The sequence below is a fragment of the Arthrobacter sp. CC3 genome (assembly GCF_039907775.1).
Lineage (GTDB): Bacteria > Actinomycetota > Actinomycetes > Actinomycetales > Micrococcaceae > Arthrobacter.
The window spans coordinates 34,727-56,931 of record NZ_JARCCY010000032.1 but is presented as its reverse complement, the minus strand read 5'-3'; the positions used below and the strand labels follow the sequence as shown (position 1 = coordinate 56,931).

General features: G+C 68.0%; 23 protein-coding genes and 1 pseudogene. 18 read left to right on the top strand and 6 right to left on the bottom strand.

What is annotated here, in order from left to right; genetic code table 11:
- Positions 1-230, bottom strand: a pseudogene (locus PV761_RS17565) (IS1380 family transposase); the annotation flags it as partial.
- 132 nt (positions 231-362) lie between these two features.
- Between PV761_RS17565 and PV761_RS17560 the strand changes: the two are divergent.
- From PV761_RS17560 to PV761_RS17525, 8 genes are all read left to right on the top strand, one after another.
- Positions 363-953, top strand: a complete 591-nt coding sequence (locus PV761_RS17560; protein ID WP_028270638.1) for a hypothetical protein — start codon at positions 363-365, stop codon at positions 951-953.
- A 125-nt stretch (positions 954-1,078) separates the two neighbouring features.
- Positions 1,079-1,963 carry a hypothetical protein gene (locus PV761_RS17555; RefSeq protein ID WP_347898682.1) on the top strand — a complete coding sequence of 295 codons (885 nt, stop codon included), beginning with the start codon at positions 1,079-1,081 and terminating at the stop codon, positions 1,961-1,963.
- The gene (locus PV761_RS17550) at positions 1,947-2,696 is read left to right on the top strand and encodes a 5-oxoprolinase subunit PxpA (protein ID WP_347898680.1); all 750 of its coding nucleotides are present in this window, start codon (positions 1,947-1,949) and stop codon (positions 2,694-2,696) included. The genes PV761_RS17555 and PV761_RS17550 overlap by 17 nt, the downstream gene beginning before the upstream one ends.
- 209 nt (positions 2,697-2,905) lie before the next feature.
- Positions 2,906-6,616: a nitrate reductase subunit alpha gene (locus PV761_RS17545; protein ID WP_347898678.1), complete on the top strand. Its 3,711-nt coding sequence runs from the start codon at positions 2,906-2,908 to the stop codon at positions 6,614-6,616.
- The gene (gene narH, locus PV761_RS17540; protein WP_347898676.1) at positions 6,616-8,289 is read left to right on the top strand and encodes a nitrate reductase subunit beta; all 1,674 of its coding nucleotides are present in this window, start codon (positions 6,616-6,618) and stop codon (positions 8,287-8,289) included. The genes PV761_RS17545 and narH overlap by 1 nt, the downstream gene beginning before the upstream one ends.
- Positions 8,286-8,906, top strand: coding sequence for a nitrate reductase molybdenum cofactor assembly chaperone (narJ, locus tag PV761_RS17535; RefSeq protein ID WP_347898674.1), 621 nt, complete (start codon positions 8,286-8,288; stop codon positions 8,904-8,906). Before narH ends, narJ begins: the two co-directional genes overlap by 4 nt.
- A gap of 2 nt (positions 8,907-8,908) precedes the next feature.
- A complete protein-coding gene (gene narI, locus PV761_RS17530; RefSeq protein WP_347898672.1) occupies positions 8,909-9,706 on the top strand; it encodes a respiratory nitrate reductase subunit gamma in 798 nt (265 codons plus the stop codon).
- Positions 9,707-9,752: 46 nt separating this feature from the next.
- Positions 9,753-10,955, top strand: coding sequence for an MFS transporter (locus PV761_RS17525; RefSeq protein WP_347898670.1), 1,203 nt, complete (start codon positions 9,753-9,755; stop codon positions 10,953-10,955).
- A gap of 37 nt (positions 10,956-10,992) precedes the next feature.
- Here PV761_RS17525 and PV761_RS17520 read toward each other — a convergent pair whose 3' ends face one another.
- A complete protein-coding gene (locus PV761_RS17520) occupies positions 10,993-12,342 on the bottom strand; it encodes a DUF445 domain-containing protein (protein ID WP_347898668.1) in 1,350 nt (449 codons plus the stop codon).
- A 50-nt stretch (positions 12,343-12,392) separates the two neighbouring features.
- Here PV761_RS17520 and PV761_RS17515 point away from each other — a divergent pair, with 50 nt between their 5' ends.
- Positions 12,393-13,292, top strand: coding sequence for a glycerophosphodiester phosphodiesterase family protein (locus PV761_RS17515; protein ID WP_347898666.1), 900 nt, complete (start codon positions 12,393-12,395; stop codon positions 13,290-13,292).
- A 15-nt stretch (positions 13,293-13,307) separates the two neighbouring features.
- On the opposite strand, the gene PV761_RS17510 is transcribed toward PV761_RS17515, so the two are convergent.
- Together PV761_RS17510 and PV761_RS17505 are read right to left on the bottom strand one after the other, a co-directional pair.
- Positions 13,308-14,960: an ABC transporter permease gene (locus PV761_RS17510; RefSeq protein WP_347898664.1), complete on the bottom strand. Its 1,653-nt coding sequence runs from the start codon at positions 14,958-14,960 to the stop codon at positions 13,308-13,310.
- The gene (locus PV761_RS17505) at positions 14,957-15,865 is read right to left on the bottom strand and encodes an ABC transporter ATP-binding protein (RefSeq protein ID WP_347898662.1); all 909 of its coding nucleotides are present in this window, start codon (positions 15,863-15,865) and stop codon (positions 14,957-14,959) included. The genes PV761_RS17510 and PV761_RS17505 overlap by 4 nt, the downstream gene beginning before the upstream one ends.
- A gap of 137 nt (positions 15,866-16,002) precedes the next feature.
- On the opposite strand from PV761_RS17505, the gene PV761_RS17500 reads away from it, so the two are divergent.
- Genes PV761_RS17500 through PV761_RS17485 form a run of 4 tightly spaced genes read left to right on the top strand, consistent with a single transcriptional unit; the run spans position 16,003 to position 17,909 of the window.
- A complete protein-coding gene (locus tag PV761_RS17500) occupies positions 16,003-16,479 on the top strand; it encodes a hypothetical protein (RefSeq protein ID WP_028270649.1) in 477 nt (158 codons plus the stop codon).
- Positions 16,476-17,231, top strand: a complete 756-nt coding sequence (locus PV761_RS17495; RefSeq protein ID WP_347898660.1) for an AzlC family ABC transporter permease — start codon at positions 16,476-16,478, stop codon at positions 17,229-17,231. The genes PV761_RS17500 and PV761_RS17495 overlap by 4 nt, the downstream gene beginning before the upstream one ends.
- Positions 17,228-17,539: an AzlD domain-containing protein gene (locus PV761_RS17490; RefSeq protein WP_347898658.1), complete on the top strand. Its 312-nt coding sequence runs from the start codon at positions 17,228-17,230 to the stop codon at positions 17,537-17,539. Before PV761_RS17495 ends, PV761_RS17490 begins: the two co-directional genes overlap by 4 nt.
- A 52-nt stretch (positions 17,540-17,591) precedes the next feature.
- Entirely contained in the window at positions 17,592-17,909 is a 318-nt protein-coding gene (locus PV761_RS17485; RefSeq protein ID WP_347898656.1) for a hypothetical protein, read from the top strand.
- 64 nt (positions 17,910-17,973) lie between these two features.
- On the opposite strand, the gene PV761_RS17480 is transcribed toward PV761_RS17485, so the two are convergent.
- Positions 17,974-18,222, bottom strand: coding sequence for a hypothetical protein (locus PV761_RS17480; protein ID WP_043438273.1), 249 nt, complete (start codon positions 18,220-18,222; stop codon positions 17,974-17,976).
- A 168-nt stretch (positions 18,223-18,390) separates the two neighbouring features.
- Between PV761_RS17480 and PV761_RS17475 the strand changes: the two genes are divergently transcribed.
- The 3 genes from PV761_RS17475 (at position 18,391) to PV761_RS17465 (ending at position 20,278) form a co-directional block, all read left to right on the top strand.
- Positions 18,391-19,128 carry a GAF and ANTAR domain-containing protein gene (locus PV761_RS17475; protein ID WP_051628826.1) on the top strand — a complete coding sequence of 246 codons (738 nt, stop codon included), beginning with the start codon at positions 18,391-18,393 and terminating at the stop codon, positions 19,126-19,128.
- A gap of 78 nt (positions 19,129-19,206) precedes the next feature.
- Positions 19,207-19,926, top strand: a complete 720-nt coding sequence (locus PV761_RS17470) for a GAF and ANTAR domain-containing protein (protein ID WP_347898653.1) — start codon at positions 19,207-19,209, stop codon at positions 19,924-19,926.
- 61 nt (positions 19,927-19,987) lie between these two features.
- Complete coding sequence (locus PV761_RS17465) at positions 19,988-20,278, top strand: hypothetical protein (protein WP_347898651.1); 291 nt, start codon at positions 19,988-19,990, stop codon at positions 20,276-20,278.
- Between the two features lie 53 nt (positions 20,279-20,331).
- On the opposite strand, the gene PV761_RS17460 is transcribed toward PV761_RS17465, so the two are convergent.
- Positions 20,332-20,967, bottom strand: coding sequence for a TetR/AcrR family transcriptional regulator (locus PV761_RS17460; protein ID WP_028270654.1), 636 nt, complete (start codon positions 20,965-20,967; stop codon positions 20,332-20,334).
- A 113-nt stretch (positions 20,968-21,080) separates the two neighbouring features.
- On the opposite strand from PV761_RS17460, the gene PV761_RS17455 reads away from it, so the two are divergent.
- Together PV761_RS17455 and PV761_RS17450 are read left to right on the top strand one after the other, a co-directional pair.
- Complete coding sequence (locus tag PV761_RS17455) at positions 21,081-21,443, top strand: thiamine-binding protein (protein WP_347898650.1); 363 nt, start codon at positions 21,081-21,083, stop codon at positions 21,441-21,443.
- Positions 21,444-21,499: 56 nt separating this feature from the next.
- Positions 21,500-22,177: an O-methyltransferase gene (locus PV761_RS17450; protein WP_347898649.1), complete on the top strand. Its 678-nt coding sequence runs from the start codon at positions 21,500-21,502 to the stop codon at positions 22,175-22,177.
- The last annotated feature ends 28 nt before the right edge of the window (positions 22,178-22,205 follow it).

The window sequence follows — 22,205 nt, the reverse complement described above, 5'->3', positions numbered from 1 at the left end:
GATGCATGTTCGCCTCCGGCGGCGAGCATCGCTGCCAGGGAACCGAGGAGCTTGCCGGAACGATGCCGTGCGCCGGAGGGAACAAACTGGCCAAGCCTGTCTTCGCACAGCCTGCCGAAGCCGAGGGCGTCCATGAATCCGGTGAGGACCGTGACACCGGCGTGGGAGATCAGCGACTGGCCGCTGAAACTGACCGGCAGGGACGGAAAAACAGGGGTAGACTTTTGCATCGAAAGGGTGCTCCTTCGCTCGGCAAATAACGGTCTCGACAACCACTATTTTCCCAGTTCAGAGCACCCTTTCCCTGATTAAACACGCCTACCCACCGGCCCGCCATGAAAACCCCGGGCTAGGCTCTGCGTATGGGGAACAGTCCGGCAGGCGCATCACGCCGCAGCATGGCATTCATAGGCAGCAACCCGGGCCTGGCGCTGCATCCGGTGAACCCGGACGGCGTCCACATCCCCGGTGAACCCGCCAGCTGCTTCGCCTCCTTCTGGATGGCCGAATGGTCCAAGTGGGGCAGCGGCAACGCCCTCCTGGTGGCCACCCGCCAGGGCTGGCGCAGCTACGGCCCCAACGGCTACTTCGCCGAAACCCTGGCCAACGAACTCACCCGCTACTTTCCGGAGGCAGCCAGGTTCCCGCTGGCGGAAATCACGCACACCCAGGACGAGTTCGACGTCGAACTGGACGTGGACCGCGGCTTCCGGGCCGTGGGGCGCAAGGCGGAGCTCGAAATCAGCGGTGTCCTGGACCGCCGCCAGTTCTCGGCGCCCGACTTCCAGCTCGGCGGCACCAGCGCGGCCCTGACGAATGTCTACCTTCCGTGCAGCACCGGACGGCTGGCCGAATTCGGCGTGGAATGGCCCGGCTCACCGACCGTGTACCCCGGGCCCCGGGGGCCGTCGTCGTCAGCGTACATAGCGGTGGCCGAATCCTGGGTGATGTAGCAAGGTGGCTTAGTGTTAAGGGAGAGCGACAGCCACAAGCTGTCGTTGCCCGGCAGCAGTCACGGTTCCGTACCGCGGTTGCGGACCACCGCCGGCGGCTTGTTCCCGTTCCAGGAAAGGTGACGATGGCCATGCGAAAGAACCCGGCAATGCGAATTGCACAAAAAACCGCGCACAAGGCGGTGTTCGACTCCCACGGCAAGCCCAAGCCCGGATTGCACGGCATGCTGCTGCGGGCGGTCGAAGTCCAGCGGCCGCTGGTGCTTGCCAACCTCCGGCGGCTCCAGCGCAGGCACCCGCGCGCCACGGCCGCGCAGCTCGCGGACAAGCTGGAACGCGACTACCTGCTCGCTGTGACCGGCGGCGGCGCACTCGTCGGCGGCTCCGCCGTCATCCCCGGCGTCGGCACCGTGGCCGCCCTGGGCCTCTCCGCCGCAGCCACCGTCGGCTTCCTCGAAGCCACCGCACTGTACGCAACATCCCTGGCCGAGCTCCACGGCATCCGCATGGTGGACCCCGAGAAAGCCGGCACGCTGGTCATGGCCATCATGCTGGGCGAGGAAGGTACCGCGCTCCTCGGTAGCCTCAGCGGCCAGGCCGCCGGCCGCGGCAAGGGCCCCACGGACGCCTGGGGTTCAGCGTTCGCCCGCAAGACATCGTTCCCCGGCTTCGGCTCGGTGCGGGACCGGATCCAGCGTGCGTTCCTCCGCAACTTGCTGCAGCGGCAAGGGACGGCGCTCCTGGGCCGCGCCCTGCCGTTCGGCGTCGGCGCCGTGGTGGGAGGCGTGGGCAACCGCGTGATGGGACGCGCCGTCGTCGCAAGCGCCAAGGAAGCTTTCGGGCCCATGCCGGACACCATCCCCGGCGAACTGACGCCCGTGGCTGCCGGCGCGGGCACCACCGGCGGTGCCGGATCCCCGGCCGCCCTGGACACCAGCACCAATACCCCCGGCACCACAACCGGCGGAGACTCAACATTGAAAGGTGGATTCATTGGATCTGAACGCTGACCTGGGGGAGTCCTTCGGGACCTGGACCATGGGGGACGATGCCGCCATGTTCCCGCTCATCACCAGCGCCAGCGTGGCCTGCGGCCTGCACGCCGGGGACCCCGTCACCATGCTGGACACCTGCCGTGCGGCCTTTGAGCTGGACGTCAGGGTGGGCGCGCATGTCGGGTATCCCGACCTGCCCGGGTTTGGCCTCCGGTCCATTGACATGACCTTTGACGACCTCTTCGGGGCCGTGCTGTACCAGCTCGGCGCGCTCGACGGCGTGGCGCACGCCGTCGGGGCATCCGTTGACTACGTCAAAGTCCACGGCGCACTGTACGACCGCACGGTGCACGACGCCGAACAGGCCTCGGCCGTGATCGCCGCCATCCAGGCCTACGATCCCGGGCTGCCGATCCTGGGCCTGCAGGGGTCGGCACTCCTGTCCTTTGCCGCCGAGGCGGGCCACCCCGTGTTCCATGAAGCCTTCGCGGACCGCGCCTACCTCCCGGACGGATCGCTGGTGCCGCGCACAGCGGACGGTGCGCTCCTGGTCGACGCCGGGGAGATCGCCGAACGCGCGGTCCGGCTGGCCATTCACGGCGAAGTGGAGGCCGTGGACGGCACCGTGGTCCGGCTGCAGCCGCACTCGCTGTGCCTCCACGGCGACACCCCCGGTTCGGTGGAGACGGCGGCCGCCGTCCGCAAGGCCCTGGAAGCCGCCGGCGTGGAACTGGAGCCCTTCGCCTAGCCCTCAGACCAACTAAGCGCGAACGGACACTTCCGGCCCTCCCTGAAGCGCGAACGGACACTTGCGGCCCCGTCGCGCGCTCGGGGCGGGGGCTTATGTGTCCGTTCGCGCTACCAACCGGTGCTGAAGTGTCCGTTCGCGCTCAGTCGGGGCGGGCTAGTGCCGTTCGGCCCTATCCGGGAGTTCAGGCGGCAACCTAGCTTGAGGGCATGGCTGCCGGACCCCACGCGGGGTTAGATGGACCCGCATCAGATGCAATGTTGAAGCTGGGCCGATTCTTCACCAAATGGGACCAGACCGACGACGGCAGGGCGGTGTTCCGGGAGGGCGGCCGCAAAGGCGACATCTTCTATCGCGACCGCTGGAGCCACGACAAAGTGGTCCGGTCCACGCACGGGGTGAACTGCACCGGCTCGTGCTCCTGGAAGGTGTACGTCAAGGACGGCATCATCACCTGGGAGTCCCAGCAGACCGACTACCCCTCGGTGGGCCCGGACAGCCCGGAATACGAGCCCAGGGGCTGCCCGCGCGGCGCGGCGTTCTCCTGGTACACCTACTCGCCCACGCGGGTCCGCTTCCCGTACGCCCGGGGCGTCCTCGTTGAGATGTACCGCGAGGCCAAGGCCCGGCTCGGCGACCCGGTGCTGGCCTTCGCCGAGATAACGGCCGACCCGGAAAAGCGCCGACGCTACCAGCAGGCCCGCGGCAAGGGCGGCCTGGTCCGGGTCTCCTGGCAGGAAGCCGTCGAGATCGCGGCCGCAGCCCACGTGAACACGATCAAAACCTACGGCCCGGACCGCTGCGCCGGTTTCTCACCCATCCCCGCGATGTCCATGGTGTCGCACGCCGTGGGAACCCGCTTCATCCAGCTGATCGGCGGGGTGATGACGTCCTTCTACGACTGGTACGCGGACCTGCCCGTGGCCAGCCCGCAGGTGTTCGGGGACCAGACCGACGTCCCGGAGTCCGGCGACTGGTGGGACGCGCGCTACCTCATGATGTGGGGCTCCAACGTCCCCGTGACCCGGACCCCGGACGCGCACTGGATGGCCGAGGTCCGGTACCGCGGCACCAAGGTGGTCACCGTCAGCCCGGACTACGCGGACAACACCAAATTCGCCGACGAATGGCTCCCCGCGCAGGCCGGAACGGACGCAGCCCTGGCGATGGCGATGGGGCACGTCATGCTCAAGGAATTCTTCGTGGACCGGGACGTGCCGTTTTTCACCGACTACGTGAAGCAGTACACGGACCTTCCGTTCCTGGTCAGGCTGGTGAAGAACGACGACGGCGCCCTGACGCCGTCGAAATTCCTCACCGCCCGGGACCTCCCGGGGGAGTCCGGGGCCGAGGACGCGGCATTCCGCACCGTCCTGTTCGACAAGAAGACCGGGCGGACCGCGGTGCCCAACGGCTCCCTCGGGTTCCGGTATTCCGGCAGCGGCCAGGGCAAATGGAACCTCGACCTGGAGGGAATCGACCCCGCCCTGTCCCTCCGTGAAGTGTCCGGGGAAAGCGCCGAAATCCTGCTCCCGTGCTTCGAGGATGCCGGAGGGGAGGGGAGCGTGCTGCGCCGCGGCGTGCCCGTCCTGGAAGTGGAAGGCCAGCTGGTCACCACCGTGTTCGACCTGATGCTGGCCCAGTACGGCGTGGGCCGGGACGGGCTCCCGGGGGAGTGGGCCGCCGGCTACGACGACGCGTCCACGCCCTACACCCCGGCCTGGCAGGAGGAGATCACCAGCGTCCCCGCACAGGCCTGCATCCGCGTGGCGCGGGAATTCGCGCGCAACGCCGAGCAGTCCAAGGGCCGGTCCATGATCATCATGGGCGCCGGAATCTGCCAGTGGTTCCACGGCGACACCACCTACCGGGCCGTGCTGGCGCTGGTGATGCTCACCGGCTGCATGGGCCGCAACGGCGGCGGCTGGGCGCATTACGTCGGGCAGGAAAAGACCCGGCCGGTCACCGGCTGGTTGTCGCTGGCCAATGCCCTGGACTGGTCGCGCCCGCCGCGGACCATGATCGGCACCGGCTACTGGTACATGCACACCGACCAGTGGCGGCAGGACGGCTATTCCGCGGACGCGCTGAAGTCCCCGCTGTCCACCGGAGCCCTGGACGGCATGCACACCGCGGACGCGCTGGCCCAGTCCGCCCGGCTCGGCTGGATGCCGTTCTACCCGCAGTTCGACCGCAACCCGCTGGACCTCGCGGACGAGGCGGAGGCCGCCGTCGCCGCCGGCACTGCGCCGGACACTCCGGGTTACATCGCGGACGCGCTCAAGAACCGCACGCTGAACCCTTCCATCGAGGACGTGGACGCCCCGGAGAACTGGCCTCGGACCCTGGTGCTGTGGCGCTCCAACCTGTTCGGCTCCTCGGCCAAGGGCAACGAGTACTTCCTGCGGAACCTGCTGGGCACGCACAACAACGTCCTGGGCAAGGACCACGCCGAGGGGCTCAAGCCCAGGGACGTGAGGTGGCATGAGCGGGCGCCGGAGGGGAAGCTGGACCTGCTGGTCTCCGCTGATTTCCGGATGACCTCCACCACGCTGCTGTCCGACGTCGTGTTCCCGGCCGCCACCTGGTACGAGAAACACGACCTGTCCTCCACCGACATGCACCCGTTCGTCCACGCCTTCAGCCCGGCGATTGACCCGCCGTGGGAAACCAAAACGGACTTCGACACCTTCCACCTGCTGGCACAGGAGTTCTCCCGGCAGGCGAAGACCCACCTGGGCGTCCGCCGGGACCTGGTCAGTGTGCCGCTGCAGCACGACACCCCCGGCCAGCTCGCCCAGCCCGGCGGGATCGTGCGGGACTGGCGGCAGACGGACATTCCCGCCGTGCCGGGGCAGAACATGCCCGTTTTTTCGGTGGTGGAGCGTGACTATACGGCCATCGCGGACAAGCTGGCCGCCGTCGGGCCCCTCGCCGACAAACTGGGCTTCACGGTCAAGAACGTCACCTACAAACTCGCCGGACCCCTGGACCGGCTCAGCCGCTCCAACGGCGTGATGCTTGGCGGCGCCGCGGACGGCCGCCCGGCGATCGACACCGACGCGAAAATGGCGGAAGCCATCCTGGCCTTCTCCGGGACCACCAACGGCGCGCTGTCCGTGCAGGGCTTCAAGGACCTGGAAGTCCGCACCGGCCGGGAGCTCGCGGACCTGTCCGAGGGCTCCGAGGAAAAGTTCATCACCTTCGCCCAGACCCAGGCCGGCCCGGTCCCGGTGATCACCTCGCCGGAATGGTCCGGCTCCGAAACCGGCGGCCGGCGCTACGCCCCCTTCACCATCAACATCGAACGGCTCAAGCCCTTCCACACCCTGACCGGGCGGATGCACTTCTTCCTCGACCACGACTGGATGACCGACATCGGCGAAGCCCTGCCGATCTACCGGCCGCCGCTGGACATGCACCGGCTCTTCGGCGAGCCCAAACTCGGCCGCGACGGGGCCATGGAGGTGGTGGTCCGGTACCTCACCCCGCACTCCAAGTGGTCCATCCACTCCGAATACCAGGACAACCTGCTGATGCTCTCGCTCTCCCGCGGCGGGCCCACCGTCTGGATGAGCCCGGCCGACGCGGAAGCAATCCAGGTCAGGGACAACGATTGGGTGGAGTGCCTGAACATCAACGGCGTCCTGGTGGCCCGGGCCATTGTCAGCCACCGGATGCCGGCCGGGGTGGTGTACGTCCACCACGCGCAGGAACGCACCATCGACGTCCCGAAGTCCGAGGCCACCGGCAGGCGCGGCGGCATCCACAATTCGGTGACCCGGCTGCTGGTGAAACCCTCGCACCTGATCGGCGGCTACGCCCAGCTGGCCTACGCGTTCAACTACCTCGGCCCCACCGGAAACCAGCGCGACATGGTGGCCACCGTCCGCCGTCGTTCCCAGGAGGTGCAGTACTGATGCGTGTCATGGCTCAAATGGGCATGGTCATGAACCTGGACAAATGCATCGGCTGCCACACCTGTTCCGTGACCTGCAAGCAGGCCTGGACCAACCGTGCGGGCACCGAATACGTCTGGTTCAACAACGTGGAAACCCGCCCCGGCCAGGGGTATCCCCGGCGCTACGAGGACCAGGAAAGGTGGCACGGCGGCTGGGTGCTGAACAAGCGCGGCAAGCTGGTGCTCAAGGCCGGCGGCCGGGTGAAGAAGCTCCTGGGAATCTTCGCCAGCCCCGTCCAGCCCGAACTCAAGGACTACTACGAGCCGTGGACCTACGACTACAAAACCCTCGTGGACGCGCCGCTGGGCGACGACTTCCCGGTGGCCCGGCCCAAGTCCCTGATCACCGGCAAGGACACGAAAATCACGTGGTCCGCGAACTGGGACGACGACCTGGGCGGCTCCGCCGAGAACGGCCATTTGGACCCGATCGTGGAGAAGGTGCGCCGCGAGTCCGAGGACAAGATCAAGTTCGCCTACGAGCAGACGTTCATGTTCTACCTGCCGCGGATCTGCGAGCACTGCCTGAACCCGTCCTGCATGGCCTCCTGCCCCTCCGGCGCGATCTACAAGCGGGTGGAGGACGGGATTGTGCTGGTGGACCAGGACAAGTGCCGCGGCTGGCGGCAGTGCGTCACGGGCTGCCCGTACAAGAAGATCTACTTCAACCACAAGACGGGCAAAGCCGAGAAGTGCACCTTCTGCTACCCGCGGGTGGAAGTGGGGCTGCCGACGGTCTGCTCGGAGACCTGCGTGGGCCGGCTGCGGTACCTGGGGCTGTTCCTGTACGACGCCGACGCCGTCACCGCGGCGGCCGCGGTCACCGACCCGCAGGAACTCTACGACGCCCAGATGGATGTGCTGCTGGACCCGAACGACCCCGCCGTCCAGGCTGCGGCCCGGGCCCAGGACATTCCCGAGGACTGGCTTGACGCCGCCCGGCGCTCACCGGTGTACGCCCTCGCCAAGGTCTACAAGGTGGCCCTGCCGCTGCACCCCGAATACCGGACCATGCCGATGGTCTGGTACGTGCCGCCGCTCTCACCCGTGGTGGATCTGCTGCGGGACCAGGGGCACGACGGCGAGGATCACGGCAACCTCTTCGGCGCCATTGAGGCGCTGCGCATCCCGGTGGAGTACCTCGCGGAACTCTTCACCGCCGGGGATGCGGACCGCGTCACCGCGGTGCTGAAGAAGCTCGCGGCCATGCGCTCCTACATGCGCGGCATCAGCCTGGGCAACGACCCCGACGACTCCATCCCGGAAACCGTGGGCATGGACGGCCAGACCATGTACGAGATGTACCGGCTGATGGCGATCGCGAAGTACGACGAGCGCTACGTCATTCCCAAGGCGCACGTGGAACAGGCCCACGACCTGGAGGAGATGGGCTGCTCGCTGGACTTCGACGGCGGCCCCGGCATGCAGGATTCCTCCCCGTTCGGCGAGGCCAGCGGCCGCCCGGTCCCGGTGGCGGTGGAAACCTTCAACGCCCTGCGGGACCGGCAGACCTCCGACGAGGCGCCCGGTGGAACCACCCTGCGCGGCCGGGTGAACCTGCTCAACTGGGACGGCACCGGGGCGCCTCCGGGGCTTTTTCCGGAGAAGCACCACCCGGGGGAACAGCCGTGAGCCGGCGCCAGCAGGTGGTCTACCTCGCGGCCGCCTGGTGCCTGTCTTATCCGGATGAGGAACTGATCGGCAGGGTGCCGCTCATGCGGTCGGCGCTGGGCGAGTTCCCCGGTGCTTTGCCGGACTTCGCCGAGGTGCTGGACCTGCTGGAATCCACGCCGCCCATGGACGTGCAGGCACACTACGTCCGTGAATTCGACCTCGGCAAGCGGCACGCCCTGCACCTGAGCTACTGGACCGACGGGGACACCCGGCGCCGTGGCGAGGTGCTGGGCAACTTCAAGAAGACCTACCGGCAAAGCGACATCCTGGTGGACACCCGCGGCGAACTGCCGGACTACCTGCCGATGGTCTTGGAATACGCCGCGGTGGTGGACCTGGCAGCGGGGCGGGAACTGCTCACCCGCTTCCGGGCGAGCCTCGAGATGCTTCGGTTCGGGCTGCTGCGGGACGGGTTGCCGCACGCCCGGATCCTGCAGGCCGTCTGCGCCACGCTCCCCGGGAAATCGCCCGCGGACGAGCAGGCCGTGATGCGGATGGCCGGTTACGGCCCGCCCACCGAGGCCGTGGGGCTGGACCCCTACGATCCGCGACTCCTGCCCGTGAAGGGGGCCTGACCATGGTGACTCTTGAAACGGCGCCCTTCGAAGCCGAGCCCGGATCCGCCGTCGAAATCACCGCCCTGGACACCGCGCTCTGGGGCGTCCTGCCGTACGTCATGGTGGTGGTGCTGGTGGGCGGCCTGGTGTGGCGCTACAAGTACGACCAGTTCGGCTGGACCACCAGGTCCTCCCAGCTGTACGAATCGAAGATGCTCCGGATTGCGTCCCCGCTGTTCCATTTCGGCCTGCTGGCGGTGATTGCCGGGCACTTCTTCGGCCTGGTGATCCCCATGGCGTGGACCCAGACGGTGGGCATGAGCCAGGACTTCTACCACTTCAATGCCCTGTTTGTGGGCGGGATTGCGGGGGTGGGCACCCTGGGCGGGATCATCCTGCTGATCTACCGGCGCCGCACCACCGGGCCGGTGTTCATGGCCACCACCACAAACGACAAGACCATGTACGTGGTCCTCACCGCCGCCATTGTTTTCGGCCTCTGGACCACCCTGGCCAGCGTCTTCGAGGGCGAGCACGGGCACAACTACCGCGAGACCGTGGCGCCCTGGTTCCGCTCGCTGTTCGTGCTACAGCCGGACATCGCGGCCATGGCGGCGGCGCCGTTCTCCTTCCACCTGCACACCCTCGTGGGCATGGCCCTGTTCGTCATCTGGCCGTTCACCCGGCTGGTCCACGCCTTCACGGCGCCGCTGCACTACCTTTTCCGCCCCTACATCGTCTACCGCTCGCGGGACGCAGCCACCCGGCGCGGCTGGGCGCCCGTGGGAACCCGGGACAGGGACACCCGTAACCGCTGAAGTGGCCGGGCCCATCCAAAACCGGCTGAATCCAAAGGAGTGAACAGTGGCTGGAACAGCACCGTCCCCAACGTCCGCTTCCACGGGCCAGACCCGGAACCTGGTGCTGGCCACCGCGGCGTCCGTGGCAGGCTTCTGGGCCTGGAACTCCGTGGCCACCCTCGGCGCCTTCTACACCCAGAACCTGCAGCTCAACCCGGCCACCACCGGCGTCCTGGTGGCCATGCCGGTGTTCGTCGGCTCGCTGGGGCGGATCGTCGTCGGAACCCTGACGGACCGGTACGGCGGCCGGGCGATGTTCACCTTCGTGCTGCTTGCCGCCATCGTGCCGATCCTGCTGGTGGCAGTCGGCGGAACCCTGCGCTCCTTCGCGCTGGTGCTGGGCGCCGGCCTGCTGCTCGGCGTCGCCGGAACCGTGTTCGCCGTCGGAATCCCCTTTGTCAGCGGATGGTACGAACCGTCCCGGCGGGGCTTCGCCACCGGCGTCTTCGGTGCCGGCATGGGCGGAACGGCGCTGGCCGCCTTCCTCAACCCCCGGCTCGTCGCCTCCATCGGATACTTCCCGACGCACCTGCTGATCGCCGGGGTCCTTGCCGTCATGGCGGCCCTGGTCTGGTTCCTGATGAAGGAATCCCCGGGCTGGACCCGCAGCAACGCCCCGGTGCTGCCCAAACTCCTGGACGCCGCCAAAACGCCGGTCACCTGGAAGATGTGCTTCCTCTACGCCGTCGTCTTCGGCGGCTTCGTCTCCTTTGCCACCTACCTGCCCACGTACCTCCGCGACGTGTACAGCTTCGATCCGAGCGGCGCCGGTGCGCGCACGGCAGGGTTCGCCCTCGCGGCGGTGCTGGCACGGCCGGTGGGCGGAGTGCTCGCGGACAAGCTCGGGCCCAAACCGGTGGTGATCGTCTCGCTTGCCGCCGTCGCGGTCCTCGCGTGGGTGGTGAACCTGCAGCCCGACGGCGAGGTCCCGGCGGGCCTGACATTCGTCGCCATGGCAGCGGCCCTCGGCCTGGGCGCGGGCGGGGTTTTCGCCTGGGTGGGCGTGCTGGCGCCGCACGGGAAAGTGGGCAGCATCAGCGGCGTGGTCAGCGCGGCGGGCGGCCTCGGCGGCTACTTCCCGCCGCTCGTCATGGGGGCAACGTACGACGCCGCGACCCACAGCTACTCGATCGGCCTGCTCCTGCTGGTGGTCACGGCGCTCGTGGCACTGGTGTTTACGGTTTTCGCGGTGGGCAGTGGTGCTTAAGTGTCCGTTCGCGCTGGGCGCTGGGTGGTTGGGGCGGTCAGCCGAAGGCCAGGTGCGCCGCCGTGAAAATGGCCAGTCCGGCCAGGGCGCCCACCACGGTGCCGTTGATCCGGATGAACTGCAGGTCCTTGCCCACCTGCAGTTCGATCTTCTGCGAGGTCTCCTCGGCGTCCCAGCGTGCCACGGTATCCGTGATCACGCCCGCGATGTCTGAGCGGTAGGTCCTCACGAGGTAGCCCGCGGCGTCGCCGATCCACGCGTTGACCTTGCCCGCCAGTTCGGGGTCCACCACCAGCCGGGTGCCGAAGTCGTGCACGGCCGCCTTGAACTTGACGGTCAGTTCGCTGTGGGGATCGTCGACGGCGCCGAGCAGCGCCGCCTTGATGGTGCCCCACGTGCGGGAGGCCAGTTCGCGGACCTCGGGGTCGCCCAGCACCTGCGCCTTGATCCCTTCGGCCCGGGCGATCATCACGGGGTCGTGCTGCAGGTCCTGCGCGAGCGAGGTGAGGTACGTATCGATCGACTGCCGGACCTGATGGTGCGGATCGGCCTGCACGGCCTTCGTGAACTTGAGGATCTCCACATACACCTTGTCTCCCACGAGGCCGTCCACGAACTGTGGAACCCACTGCGGGGACCGGTCCGAAACCAGCCTGCTGACCGTCTCGTGGTTGTCGCGGACCCAGTCCACGGTCCGGTCCACCAGCAGGTCCACCAGGGTGTGGTGGTGCCCATCGGCGAAGATCCGCTCGGCGAGCCGGCCCACCGGAGGCCCCCACGGCGGAGTGAGCAGGTGCTTGCGGACCATGGACTCGATCACGGCCTGGACGTCGTCGTCGTTCAGTACCTTAAACGCTCCGCGGATGACGGCGGCACCCTCCTTGGCCACACGCTCGGCACCGCCGGGACCGGACAGCCACGCACCGGCCTTCCGGGCGATGTCCACGGAGGCGAGCTTTTCCTGGACCACTTGTTCGGAGAGGAAGTTGGTCTCCACGAATTCACCCAGCGAGGCGCCGATCTGGTCCTTGCGGCGGGGAATGATGGCTGTGTGCGGGATCTTGATTCCCATCGGGTACTTGAACAGGGCGGTCACCGCGAACCAGTCGGCGAGGGCGCCGACCATGCCGCCCTCGGCCGCGGCGCGGACGTATTCCAGCCACGGGTACTGCTTCTGCAGCGCGAAGGCAAAGACGAAGATCACGGCCATGATAATCAACAGCCCCAGCGCCAGGAGTTTCATTTTCCGCAGCGCGGCGGCCTTTTCGGCATCACTGCCCATGCCCCGGTCGACGGCGGCACCGGCACCGGAACCGGCTCCTGCTGTGCCGGCATGCGGGGGTCTGGTTGCAGCGGGTCGGGTGGTTTGTTCACTGTTCACCTGCATGTGCCCAGCCTAGTCCCGCATCCGCTGCGGGCGTCCGCTAACGTGTCACCATGACTACCGACGAGTCCGCCCCCACCCGGCCGCTGGTCTACGCCCACCGGGGATCCAGCGCGGCCTTCGCTGAGCACACGCGGGCCGCTTATCTCCAGGCCATTGCAGACGGGGCCGACGGCGTGGAATGCGACGTCCACCTCAGCCGGGACCAGCACGTGGTCCTGCTGCACGACGCGAACCTGGACCGCACCTCGGACGGCACCGGCCCCGTGGCTGACCGGACCCTCGACGAACTGCGGCTGCTGGATTTTTCCTCGTGGAAGGGCGCCCGGATTCCCCTTGAATATGGCGGAAAGTTCGACCAGTTGCTGACGCTGCCGGACCTGCTGGACATCCTCCGGGCGGCCGGCCGGGACATCGGGCTCGCCATTGAGCTCAAGCATCCCAGCCCCTACCTGCTGGCGCTGGAGGACCGGGTGCTGGAGGTGCTGGAATCGGAAGGCTGGGATCCCCGCACTTCACGGGTGGACAACATTTCCGTGTCCTTCATGAGCTTCAGCCCGGACGCCATCAAGCACCTGCTCAAGACTGTTCCGGCTGAGTTCATCTGCCAGCTGGTGGACGACATCAACGTGGAGGAAGTCCGGGAAGAACTGGGGCTTGGCGTTATCACGGGCGGGGCCGTGGCGAACGTTATGCGGGCCGCCCAGGTGGAAGGCGAACGGATCCTGAACGACTGCGAAGTGCGGCTGGCGGGACCGGGCATCGACTACGTGCGCCAGCACGCCCGCGCCGTGAAGCGCTGGATGGATTCCGGCCGCAGGTTCAGGGTGTGGACCGTGGACTCGGAGCAAGATGTGGCGCTGTGCCGGGACGTGGGAATCCACGAAATCACCACCAACCGGCCAGCCGAGGTGCTGGCCCGGCTCGGCGAAAGCAGTCATTCCGTCAGCTGAACGGGAAGGGGAACCTCAGGCCGCTAGGTCCCGGCGGCGCCAGCCGGCGTAGCCCAGCGCGCCGAGCAGCGCGGCGGTAATCGTGAGGGCCGCCAGCGCCGGAATTCCTTCAGCGTCCACCGGAAGCAGCGGGGTGTGCCGGAACGGCGAGAGCTCCATCAGCCATTCCGGTGCGTTCCACAGCACCCCGAATTCACCCAGGGCAATAAGTCCCAGCAGGAGCACCCAGACGGCACCGGTCAGCCGCGGCAGCCAACCGAACACCGCCAGTGCGGCACTGGTGAGCACCCAGGCAGCCGGGATCTGGGCCAGTGCCGCCACCAGGGAGCGGGGCACCAGCTCCCCGTCGTTGATGGCGGACGCGGCCCCGATGCCGATCGAGAGGCCGGTCAGCAGCTGCAGCAGCGCCACCCCTGCCAGCGCCACGGCGTAGTGGCTGCTGGCCCAGCGGAGCCGGGTGGTGGCAGTGCCCAGCAGGGCTTCGGTGTGCCCGGCCGTTTCCTCGCTCCGCAGATGGTTGGCGGCGGAAATTCCGTAGGCGGCCGCGATGACTCCCATGATGCTGATCTCGGCGGCGAGGAAAGCGTCGGTCAGGGCGCGCGGACCGCCCAGGGCGCGCATCAGGTCCTGGGCGCCGGGCGAGCTCAGGAAGTCCGCCACATTGCCGACGAGGGAGCCGATCACCACTCCGAAGAGGACAAACGCCACACACCATGCCAGCAGGACCCGGTACTGCAGCCGGACGGCGAGGCCCAGCACCCCGGAGAGTCTTCCGCGGGCGGGGCCCGGCCGCTCATCGCGCAGGCCGGCGCCGAGGTCGCGCTGCGCGCGGAGGACGAACGCCGCGGGAACAAGGACGGCGCAGAGCGCAAGGGGCAGTGACAGCACCCACCAGTGGTCACCGGCATAGGCCCGCACCTGCTGGTTCCACCCGATCGGCGAAAGCCAGGACCACACCGACGGTCCGGGCTCGGCGAGGTCGCCCACCGCCCGCATGCCGTACGTGACGGCAATGACGCCGATGCTGAGCCCGGTAGCGGCCCGGGCGCTGGCCGTCAGCTGCGCAGCCAGGGCCGCCACGGCGCTGTACGCCATCCCCGTAGCAGCCCAGCCCAGCCCGAAGGCGAGTGATCCGGGGCCCGGCAAGCCGCCGAGGGAAAGCGCTGCAGCCGACAACAGCCCGGTCAGGATGCTCGTGGCGAAGCTGATGGCCAGGGCGGACACCAGGGGCGCGTCACGGCCCAGCCGTCCGCCGCCCAGGAGCTCCAGCCGCCCGCTTTCCTCGTCTCCGCGGGTGTGCCGGATGGTGAGGATGACCATCAACACCGCGAGGATGGCGGTCATGAAGGCGGTGTATTTGATGAGCGACAGGGCGCCAAGCGAGGCCGGATCGTAGATCCGCCCAAAGAGGGCCACCATGGACGCCGTAGCGTTCAGTGCCGTGGCGGCCGCCACCCGGCTGGGCTCATCCGGGTACAACTCGGCGCCGGCCGCCGCCGTCGAGTAAGCGATCAGGGCGAAGCCCAGGATCCAGAGCGGCAACAGCCAGCGGTCCCGCCGGAGCGCGAGCCGGACCAGGACGCCGGTGCCGGCCAGTGTCCCGGTCATCGCCGGCCGGGTCCGCGTCCTGCCGGCCGGCGCGTCGCCTCGGTCCAGTGTCCCGGTCATCGCCGTGCCGTTTCGAGCGATCCGGCCGGCCCGTAATGGCGCAGGAACAGATCCTCCAGCGTGGGCGGCTGGCTGGTCAGTGCGTGCAGCCCCGCGGCCGTCAGGGCCTGCAGGAACGGGGCCAGCCCGGCCGGATCCACCTGGGCGCTGACCCGGTGGTCCGTCACCACAACGTCGTGGACGCCGGGCAGGAGGTCCAGGCCCGGGGGCACGCTTGCGACGTCGGCAGTGACCGATGTCCGGGTCAGGTGACGCAGCTGCGCAAGCGGCCCGGACTCCACCACGCGGCCGGCCCGGATGATGCTGACCCGGTCCGAGAGCGCCTCGGCCTCACTGAGGATGTGGCTGCTGAGCAGGATGGTGCGGCCCTGATCGCGGAGCTCGCGGACGCATCCGCGGAAGGCATCCTCCATCAAGGGGTCCAGCCCGCTGGTGGGCTCGTCCAGGAGGAAGAGCTCGGCGTCGGTGGCCAGGGCGGCCACCAGGGCGACCTTCTGCCGGTTCCCCTTCGAATAGGTGCGGGACTTCTTGGTGGGGTCAAGGTCGAAAGTCTGCAGCAGCCGGTCACGCCGGGCACGGTCCTGGCCGCCCTGGAGCCGCCCCAGCAGGTCGATCACCTCGCCGCCCGTCAGGTTGGGCCACAGGGCCACGTCCCCGGGTACGTACGCCAGCCGGCGGTGCAGCGTGGCAACTTCGTGCCACGGGTCAAGGCCCAGCACCCTGGCCGACCCCGAGGTGGCCCGCAGCATGCCCAGCAGCAGCCGCAGCGTGGTGGACTTGCCGGCCCCGTTGGGACCCAGGAAGCCATGCACCTCGCCGGCAGCGACCTGGAAGTCGAGGCCGTCGAGGGCAGCTACCGTTCCGAAACGCTTGACGACGCCGGTCATTTCCACCACGTTGCTCATAGTCAATAAGCTACGCCGCGCTGCGCGTCCTGACCCGGGCGGAAAGTCCCGTCCGCCCGTTGCCACCCTGTCCTTTCGCGCAGGGGCGGCGCGCCCGCGGTTAACGGGGGCGTCAGCGCCTGTGGTTGCATGGATCCATGCCATTCACCTGGTCCGGCCGGGCCACCCAGACCCTCTCAGCGACTGCCCTGAGCGCCCTGCTGCTGGCCAGCGCCATGAAGCATTTCCGCGAACCCGCATTCTTTTACCAAGTCGTTCCCGATTTCCTGTGCCGTGACGACTCCGGCGCCCGGCCCAACGGCCCGTATGCGGTGATGACCCGGGACGAATGGGTGGCGCTCAGCGGCCTGCTCGAGGCGGGCGCCGCCGTCGGGCTCCTGATCCCGGCCACCCGCAAACCGGCCGCGTGGGGGGTTACTGCCATGTTCACAGCCTTCGTCGCCGGGCATGCCGACGCACTGCGCCGCGCGTACGGTCCGGCCGGAACGCCGGGGCAGCGGAAGGTGCACACCGCCCGGCTTCCGCTGCAGGTGCCGCTGATCCTCTGGGCCTGGAGCCTGCGAAAGCCGTTCCGTCCCGCCGGGACTCGGAGCGTTCCCGGGGCGCGGCAGTGAAGCTGCTTCAGTCTCCGGCCGTGCGGGTGGGGCTGTCCATCAGCATCGCCACCGGCCTCTACGGGGTTTCCTTCGGGGCTCTCGGCGTCACATCGGGGCTTGATTTCTGGCAGACCATGGCGCTCAGCCTGCTGCTGTTCAGCGGCGGTTCGCAGTTCGCGTTCATCGGTGTGGTGGCCGGCGGCGGATCCGGAGTGGCGGCGATGGGCGCGGCCACGCTCCTGGGCATGCGCAACGGCATCTACGGCATGCAGCTCAACGCGCTGCTGCAACCGCGCGGGTGGCGCAAATACGCCGCCGCCCACGTCACCATCGACGAATCAACGGCCACCAGCACCGGGCAGACGGACCCCGACGAACAGAAGCGGGGATTCTGGACGGCCGGCATCGGCATTTTCGTGCTCTGGAACATTTTCACTGCGGTCGGGGCGCTGGCGGGCAGCGCGCTGGGGGACCCCAGGCAATGGGGGCTCGACGGCGCCGCGGTGGCGGCCTTCCTCGGCCTGCTTTGGCCGCGGCTCAAGGGCCGCGAGCCGGTGGCCATCGCAGTGGTGTGCGCGCTGGCAACGGTGCTGGCCGTGCCGTTCGTGCCCGCGGGGGTTCCCATCCTGATCGCGGCATTCGTGGCGGCGGCGATCGGCTGGTTCAGCCACGGCCGCAGCGATGAGGGGCTGGAGCCCGATGTGGATCCCTATGCCGAGCACCACCAGCACCCGCGTCAGGACCCGTATTCAGAAGAGGCCGGCAGATGAACCTCTGGATGTGGCTGCTGCTGGCCTGCGTCCTGGGCTACGGCTGGAAGCTCCTTGGCTATCTGGTCCCGGCCAGCCTGCTGCGCAACCCGCGGATGTCCCGGATTGCGGGCACCATGACCATCGGCCTGCTGGCTTCCCTCACCATCGTGAACGCGGTGGCATCGGGGCAGGCCCTGGCGTTGGACGCCCGGATGGGCGCCCTCGCCGCAGCCGGAATCGCCCTGTGGCTCCGGGCTCCTTTCCTGGTGGTGGTCCTGGCCGGAGCCGGAGCTGCGGCCGGGTTGCGGCTGCTGGGCTGGAGCTGATGACGGCCGTTCGGCCCTAGTAGGTCCGCCCGTGCTGTGGCAGGATGCCACCATGAGCGAAGAACAAGCGCCTGCGGTTCCTGCTGCCGCAAAGGACCCCAAATCCAGGCCCTATGTGCCATCGCCTGGATCCGAATCCACCCGTGAAATGCGCGAGATGTCCCGCCGCCGCCGCGATGCCGAGGAGAAGCTCCAGCAGCATCTGCAGGAAGCGGACCAGCTCCACGAAGCGCACATGAAGGCCCACCACAAGGAGGTGCCGGTGCCGCATGGGCACGAGGAAGCTGCTCCCGAAGGTCACGCCCCGGAAACCGCGGACGAACACGCCGCGGAAGGCGAGCGGGAGGCTGGCACCAGGCCGGCCGAGTGACGCTGCTTGGGCCGAACGGTGCGACTGGGCCGATTAGCGTTGCCCATAGGCCGAACAGCGTTGCCTAGGCCGCGCCAAACTCATCTGAAACAGCCAAGTCGTCGGCCTGTGGGGAGGCTCCGTTGTTCCTGTTGTCCAACTCTTCCAACGCCAGGTCGTACCAGAACTGCGCCCCGAACACCGGGTGGGACGTATCCAGGTCCCTGAACAGGGCGTCTGTGAGTGCCTGCAGTTCCGACGTGCTGGCCGTCGAGATGACCAGCAGCGGGTCGGCGTCGCCGTTCATGAGCAAGGCAAGCTGCTGGCGGGTCATGGCAGTACCGGAAGGGAAGGTGAACGTAGTCCGTAGTCCATGTCGAACTCCAAAACGAGAAACGGTGGCTGACTGCGTAACCTCCACAATTCTAATATTGTGTGACGGCCACCACAATCTCGCGGCCTCGGGCTGTCGAGCAGGGGATTCGAGAAGCGGCGGCGGGCCGTGACGGGCGCCCGGCTGGGCCAGTACCTGGCGGAACGGCTGCAGGACCTGGTCCTCGAGAGTGCCGATGTGCAGGACTTCCTCCGGGAGCTGTGTGAGTTCTCGGCGGGCTTCATCGGGAAGACGACGGGCCTTCCCGTGCTGTGCGCCGTGACCCTGCTGCGCTCCCGGCGGTCCGTGACGTCCGCCGGCAGCGGACCTGGGGCGAGGCTGCTTGAGGAGATTCAGCAGGCTACCGGCGAGAGCCCTCCGCTGGCCGCCGTGGAGTCCGGGGCTACGGTTTCCGTGCCCGATGCCCGGACCGACTCCCGCTGGCCGCGCTACAACCGCGGCGTGATGCGGGCCGGCCAGCTCAGTGTCCTGTCACTCCCGCTGCGGTTGGATCCGGAGGCCGCGGCGTCCGTGTCGTTTTTCGCGCCGGAAGCAGGAGCGTTCGACGACGAGGCAATCGTCATTTGCGAAGCGTTCGCGGCCCGGGCCGGTAAAGCCCTGCGGCTGGCCGTGCGCATCGGCGCCTCGAAGGACCTCAACGACGACCTTCTCGAGGCCTTGAAGTCACGCACCAGCATCAACCTTGCCTCGGGAATTGTGATGGGACAGAGCCGCTGCTCGCAGGCCGAAGCGTTTGCCATCCTGAGCAAGGTCTCCAGCAACCGCAACGTCAAGCTCCGCGTGGTGGCCGAGGACCTGCTGCGAAAATTCGATACGGCGCCGGACACCACCCACTTCACCGGCTAACGGACCCGCCTGAGGCTATGCTTTTAAGGGTTCCGGTCAACTCGCGAAAGGCGGCAAAGCAGTGGAGTGGGTGCGGCCATGGCGGTAAAACTACCCCTCGCGGACGAACTGGCGGCAATCTTTGCCCGTGCTTCCGAGCTCCTGCTGACGGACGAGACGGTATCCAGGGCCCTTGAGCTGATCACCGCTGCTGCGGAAGCGGCCGTGCCCGGCGCCGCGGGCGCGGGCGTCACACTCATCGATGCCGACGGCCGGAAACATACGGCGAGTGCCTCCAACACCTTGGTGGAGGTTGCCGACGCGCGCCAGTACGACCTGGGCCAGGGTCCCTGCCTCCTCGCCTGGGCGAGCTGCGAACCGGTGCTGGTCAGCGACGTCCGCAACGACCACCGCTGGCCGGCGTGGGCCAGTGCGGCCACCGAGCTGGGGTTGCGGTCCTCCGTCAGCGCACCGTTGCTCACCGGAGATTCCGCGCTGGGCGCCGTCAAGCTGTACGCCCGTGATGAGAACAGCTTCAGCCCCGCCACCGTGCGCCTGTTGGAACTCTTCGCCGCGCAGGCCACCATCTTCCTGATCAATGCCCAGGCCCGCGAGAGTGCCCGGATGATTAGTGAGGACCTTCGCGACGCCCTGGCCCACCGCGAAATTATTGCCGTGGCCAAGGGAATCCTGATGGCCCGCCACGGACTTGACGAGGACACGGCCATGCAGGACCTGCTGATGGAGTCTCGGCGGGCCAAAAGGTCGCTCCGTGACATATCCGTCGAGCTGGTGTCCTCCACCCAGCTGCCCCGGTGAGCGGGGGTGCGTTTTGGCCCTGGGCAAGGACGAAGATGAGCAAAGGCTTCGCTTTGAGGAAATGCTCCGGAACGCTGACCTGCGGGTCGAGGAGCTGTGGCTGAGGTATTTCAGCATTGGCGGCATCGCTGGTCAATTTGAAGTCGAAGCCTACATCCACGGTGCCATCGCCTTGCCTGCGTTGCAGCGGGATATCCTGGCGCACGCCCTGAACGAGCGCCTGGACGAGATCCATGCCCCCGACGGCAGGGCGTCCTACAGCCGCGGGTCCGAGGACGCCGGCCGGCTCCATGACGAGCGGCCGCATGACGACACGGACCGTCCCGAGGAAGACTCAGGGCAGGACGACTGAGCCCGCGGCCCGATAGAAATTACGGCCCGACGGAAATTACGCCCGAGGAAGACTCAGGGCAGGACGATCGAATCGAAGGCCGTGCCCGGGAGCGGCGACTGGGGAGGCAGCGGCCGGTGGGGCCGTTCCGTGCGGATGGCGTCCTCCACCAGCGCTACGGGGCGGCGCCAGGCATCGGACCCGGGTTCCATGGTGTCCACGACGCCGATCAGCATGGCCAGCAGGCGGATCACGTCAGTCATGGAGATGTCAGTCCGCAGGGTCCCCTGGCCCTGGCCGCGGCCCAGCAGGACGGCCACGGACTCAAAGAGGCTGCCGGTGATTCCGGTCAGCAGGCCGCGGCGTCCGGCCACTGCGCCGAGCAGGTTGGCATCCTCGCTGGCGGCTGCCATCAGCGCATCGATCACGCGGAACAGCCCGTCGGCGGCATCGGGGCCGGCCAGGGCGTCGTCGATCACGGGGTCCACCATCAGCCGGAGCTGGCGGTTGAGCGCGGCAAGAACCAGCTGTTCCTTGTCCGCAAAGTTCCGGAACAGGGTTGCGGGTCCGACGCCGGCCGTGACGGCGATGGTCTGCAACGGCACTTCCGGGCCGTACTCACGGAAGCAGTTGCGGGCGGCGGTGATGATCTTGTCCACATTGCGCGCAGCATCCGCACGGAGGGGCTTGCGTTCCACTGCGAGGTTCATTTTTCAAGGTTAGCAACGCTGGGCCTGAGCGCCCGGGTTACTGATTGGTAGCCGCGAATGTACTCCCTATATGACGAATGTATCGAGGAATTCCGCTGTGGCAGACTGGGTCCATGTTGCTCGCATTCTCAGTTGCACCCTCCGGCCAGCCGGCTCACCTCAGCGCTGAATCCGCCTCTGATTCCGGTGCCGTTTCCGCCGCGGCATCCGCAGACGCTTCGGTCCACGACGCCGTCGCTGCCGCCGTGAAGATTGTCCGGGATTCCGGCCTCCCCAACCACACGGACTCCATGTTCACCACCATCGAGGGTGAGTGGGATGAGGTCTTCGCCGTGGTGAAGCAGGCCACCGAAGCTGTAGGGCGTTTCGGCAGCCGCGTGTCACTGGTCATCAAAGCTGATATCCGCCCCGGGTACTCCGGCGAGCTCACCGCCAAAGTGGAGCGGCTGGAAAGCGCCATCGCCGACGCCGGCTAATTCCGGCCTGCCCTTGGTGCTTCCCACGCAGCAAGGGCAACTGCGAGACTGGGCCCATGATTGAGCACCGGCCCGAGCCCCAGTGGGTGGCAGTGGAGCAGTACCTGACCGACGTCGTCGTCCGCCCCGGCAGCCCGCTGAAACGGGCTGTGACGTCCGCTGTCGACGCCGGGATGCCGGCCATCGAAGTGGCGCCCAACGCCGGGAAGCTGCTCAAGCTGCTGGTGCAGCTTTCGGGCGCCCGGCGGATCCTCGAAATCGGCACGCTGGCCGGGTTCAGCACCATCTGGATGGCCCAGGGACTGCCCGACGACGGCGAACTCATCACGTGCGAATACCTCCCCAAACATGCCGGCGTGGCCCGCGCCAACGTGGACGCTGCCGGAGTGGGGCACAAAGTGGACATCCGCGTGGGTGCAGCCCTGGACACCCTGCCGGGGCTGCAGGATGACGGCCGCGGCCCGTTCGATTTTGTGTTCATCGATGCCGACAAGGAAAACAACCCGCAGTACCTGGACTGGGCCGTCAGGCTGGGCCGGCCGGGCACCGCGATTGTGATGGACAACGTGGTGTGGGAGGGGGCGCTGCTGGATCCAACCCTGGACGAGGTCAACGCGCCGGGAATCGTCACCGCGTTGGAAATGATGGGGGAGGATCCCCGGCTGGACGCGACGGTCATGCAGACCGTGGGGTCGAAGGGCTGGGACGGCTTCGCGCTGGCCCTGGTCAAGTGACTTCACCCGGGCAAGATGCTAAGTATGC

What these genes read in the sequence shown, in the direction of transcription:
- PV761_RS17555 (WP_347898682.1), top strand. Translation starts at nt 1,079, where the DNA reads ATGGCCATGCGAAAGAACCCGGCAATGCGAATTGCACAAAAAACCGCG.
- PV761_RS17470 (WP_347898653.1), top strand. Translation starts at nt 19,207, where the DNA reads ATGGCGGTAAAACTACCCCTCGCGGACGAACTGGCGGCAATCTTTGCC.
- PV761_RS17520 (WP_347898668.1), bottom strand. Translation starts at nt 12,342, where the DNA reads ATGCAGGTGAACAGTGAACAAACCACCCGACCCGCTGCAACCAGACCC.
- PV761_RS17560 (WP_028270638.1), top strand. Translation starts at nt 363, where the DNA reads ATGGGGAACAGTCCGGCAGGCGCATCACGCCGCAGCATGGCATTCATA.
- PV761_RS17460 (WP_028270654.1), bottom strand. Translation starts at nt 20,967, where the DNA reads ATGAACCTCGCAGTGGAACGCAAGCCCCTCCGTGCGGATGCTGCGCGC.
- PV761_RS17545 (WP_347898678.1), top strand. Translation starts at nt 2,906, where the DNA reads ATGGCTGCCGGACCCCACGCGGGGTTAGATGGACCCGCATCAGATGCA.
- narI (WP_347898672.1), top strand. Translation starts at nt 8,909, where the DNA reads ATGGTGACTCTTGAAACGGCGCCCTTCGAAGCCGAGCCCGGATCCGCC.
- PV761_RS17450 (WP_347898649.1), top strand. Translation starts at nt 21,500, where the DNA reads ATGATTGAGCACCGGCCCGAGCCCCAGTGGGTGGCAGTGGAGCAGTAC.
- PV761_RS17465 (WP_347898651.1), top strand. Translation starts at nt 19,988, where the DNA reads ATGCTCCGGAACGCTGACCTGCGGGTCGAGGAGCTGTGGCTGAGGTAT.
- PV761_RS17510 (WP_347898664.1), bottom strand. Translation starts at nt 14,960, where the DNA reads ATGACCGGGACACTGGACCGAGGCGACGCGCCGGCCGGCAGGACGCGG.
- PV761_RS17505 (WP_347898662.1), bottom strand. Translation starts at nt 15,865, where the DNA reads ATGAGCAACGTGGTGGAAATGACCGGCGTCGTCAAGCGTTTCGGAACG.
- PV761_RS17480 (WP_043438273.1), bottom strand. Translation starts at nt 18,222, where the DNA reads ATGACCCGCCAGCAGCTTGCCTTGCTCATGAACGGCGACGCCGACCCG.
- PV761_RS17485 (WP_347898656.1), top strand. Translation starts at nt 17,592, where the DNA reads ATGAGCGAAGAACAAGCGCCTGCGGTTCCTGCTGCCGCAAAGGACCCC.
- PV761_RS17515 (WP_347898666.1), top strand. Translation starts at nt 12,393, where the DNA reads ATGACTACCGACGAGTCCGCCCCCACCCGGCCGCTGGTCTACGCCCAC.
- PV761_RS17500 (WP_028270649.1), top strand. Translation starts at nt 16,003, where the DNA reads ATGCCATTCACCTGGTCCGGCCGGGCCACCCAGACCCTCTCAGCGACT.
- PV761_RS17455 (WP_347898650.1), top strand. Translation starts at nt 21,081, where the DNA reads ATGTTGCTCGCATTCTCAGTTGCACCCTCCGGCCAGCCGGCTCACCTC.
- PV761_RS17490 (WP_347898658.1), top strand. Translation starts at nt 17,228, where the DNA reads ATGAACCTCTGGATGTGGCTGCTGCTGGCCTGCGTCCTGGGCTACGGC.
- narH (WP_347898676.1), top strand. Translation starts at nt 6,616, where the DNA reads ATGCGTGTCATGGCTCAAATGGGCATGGTCATGAACCTGGACAAATGC.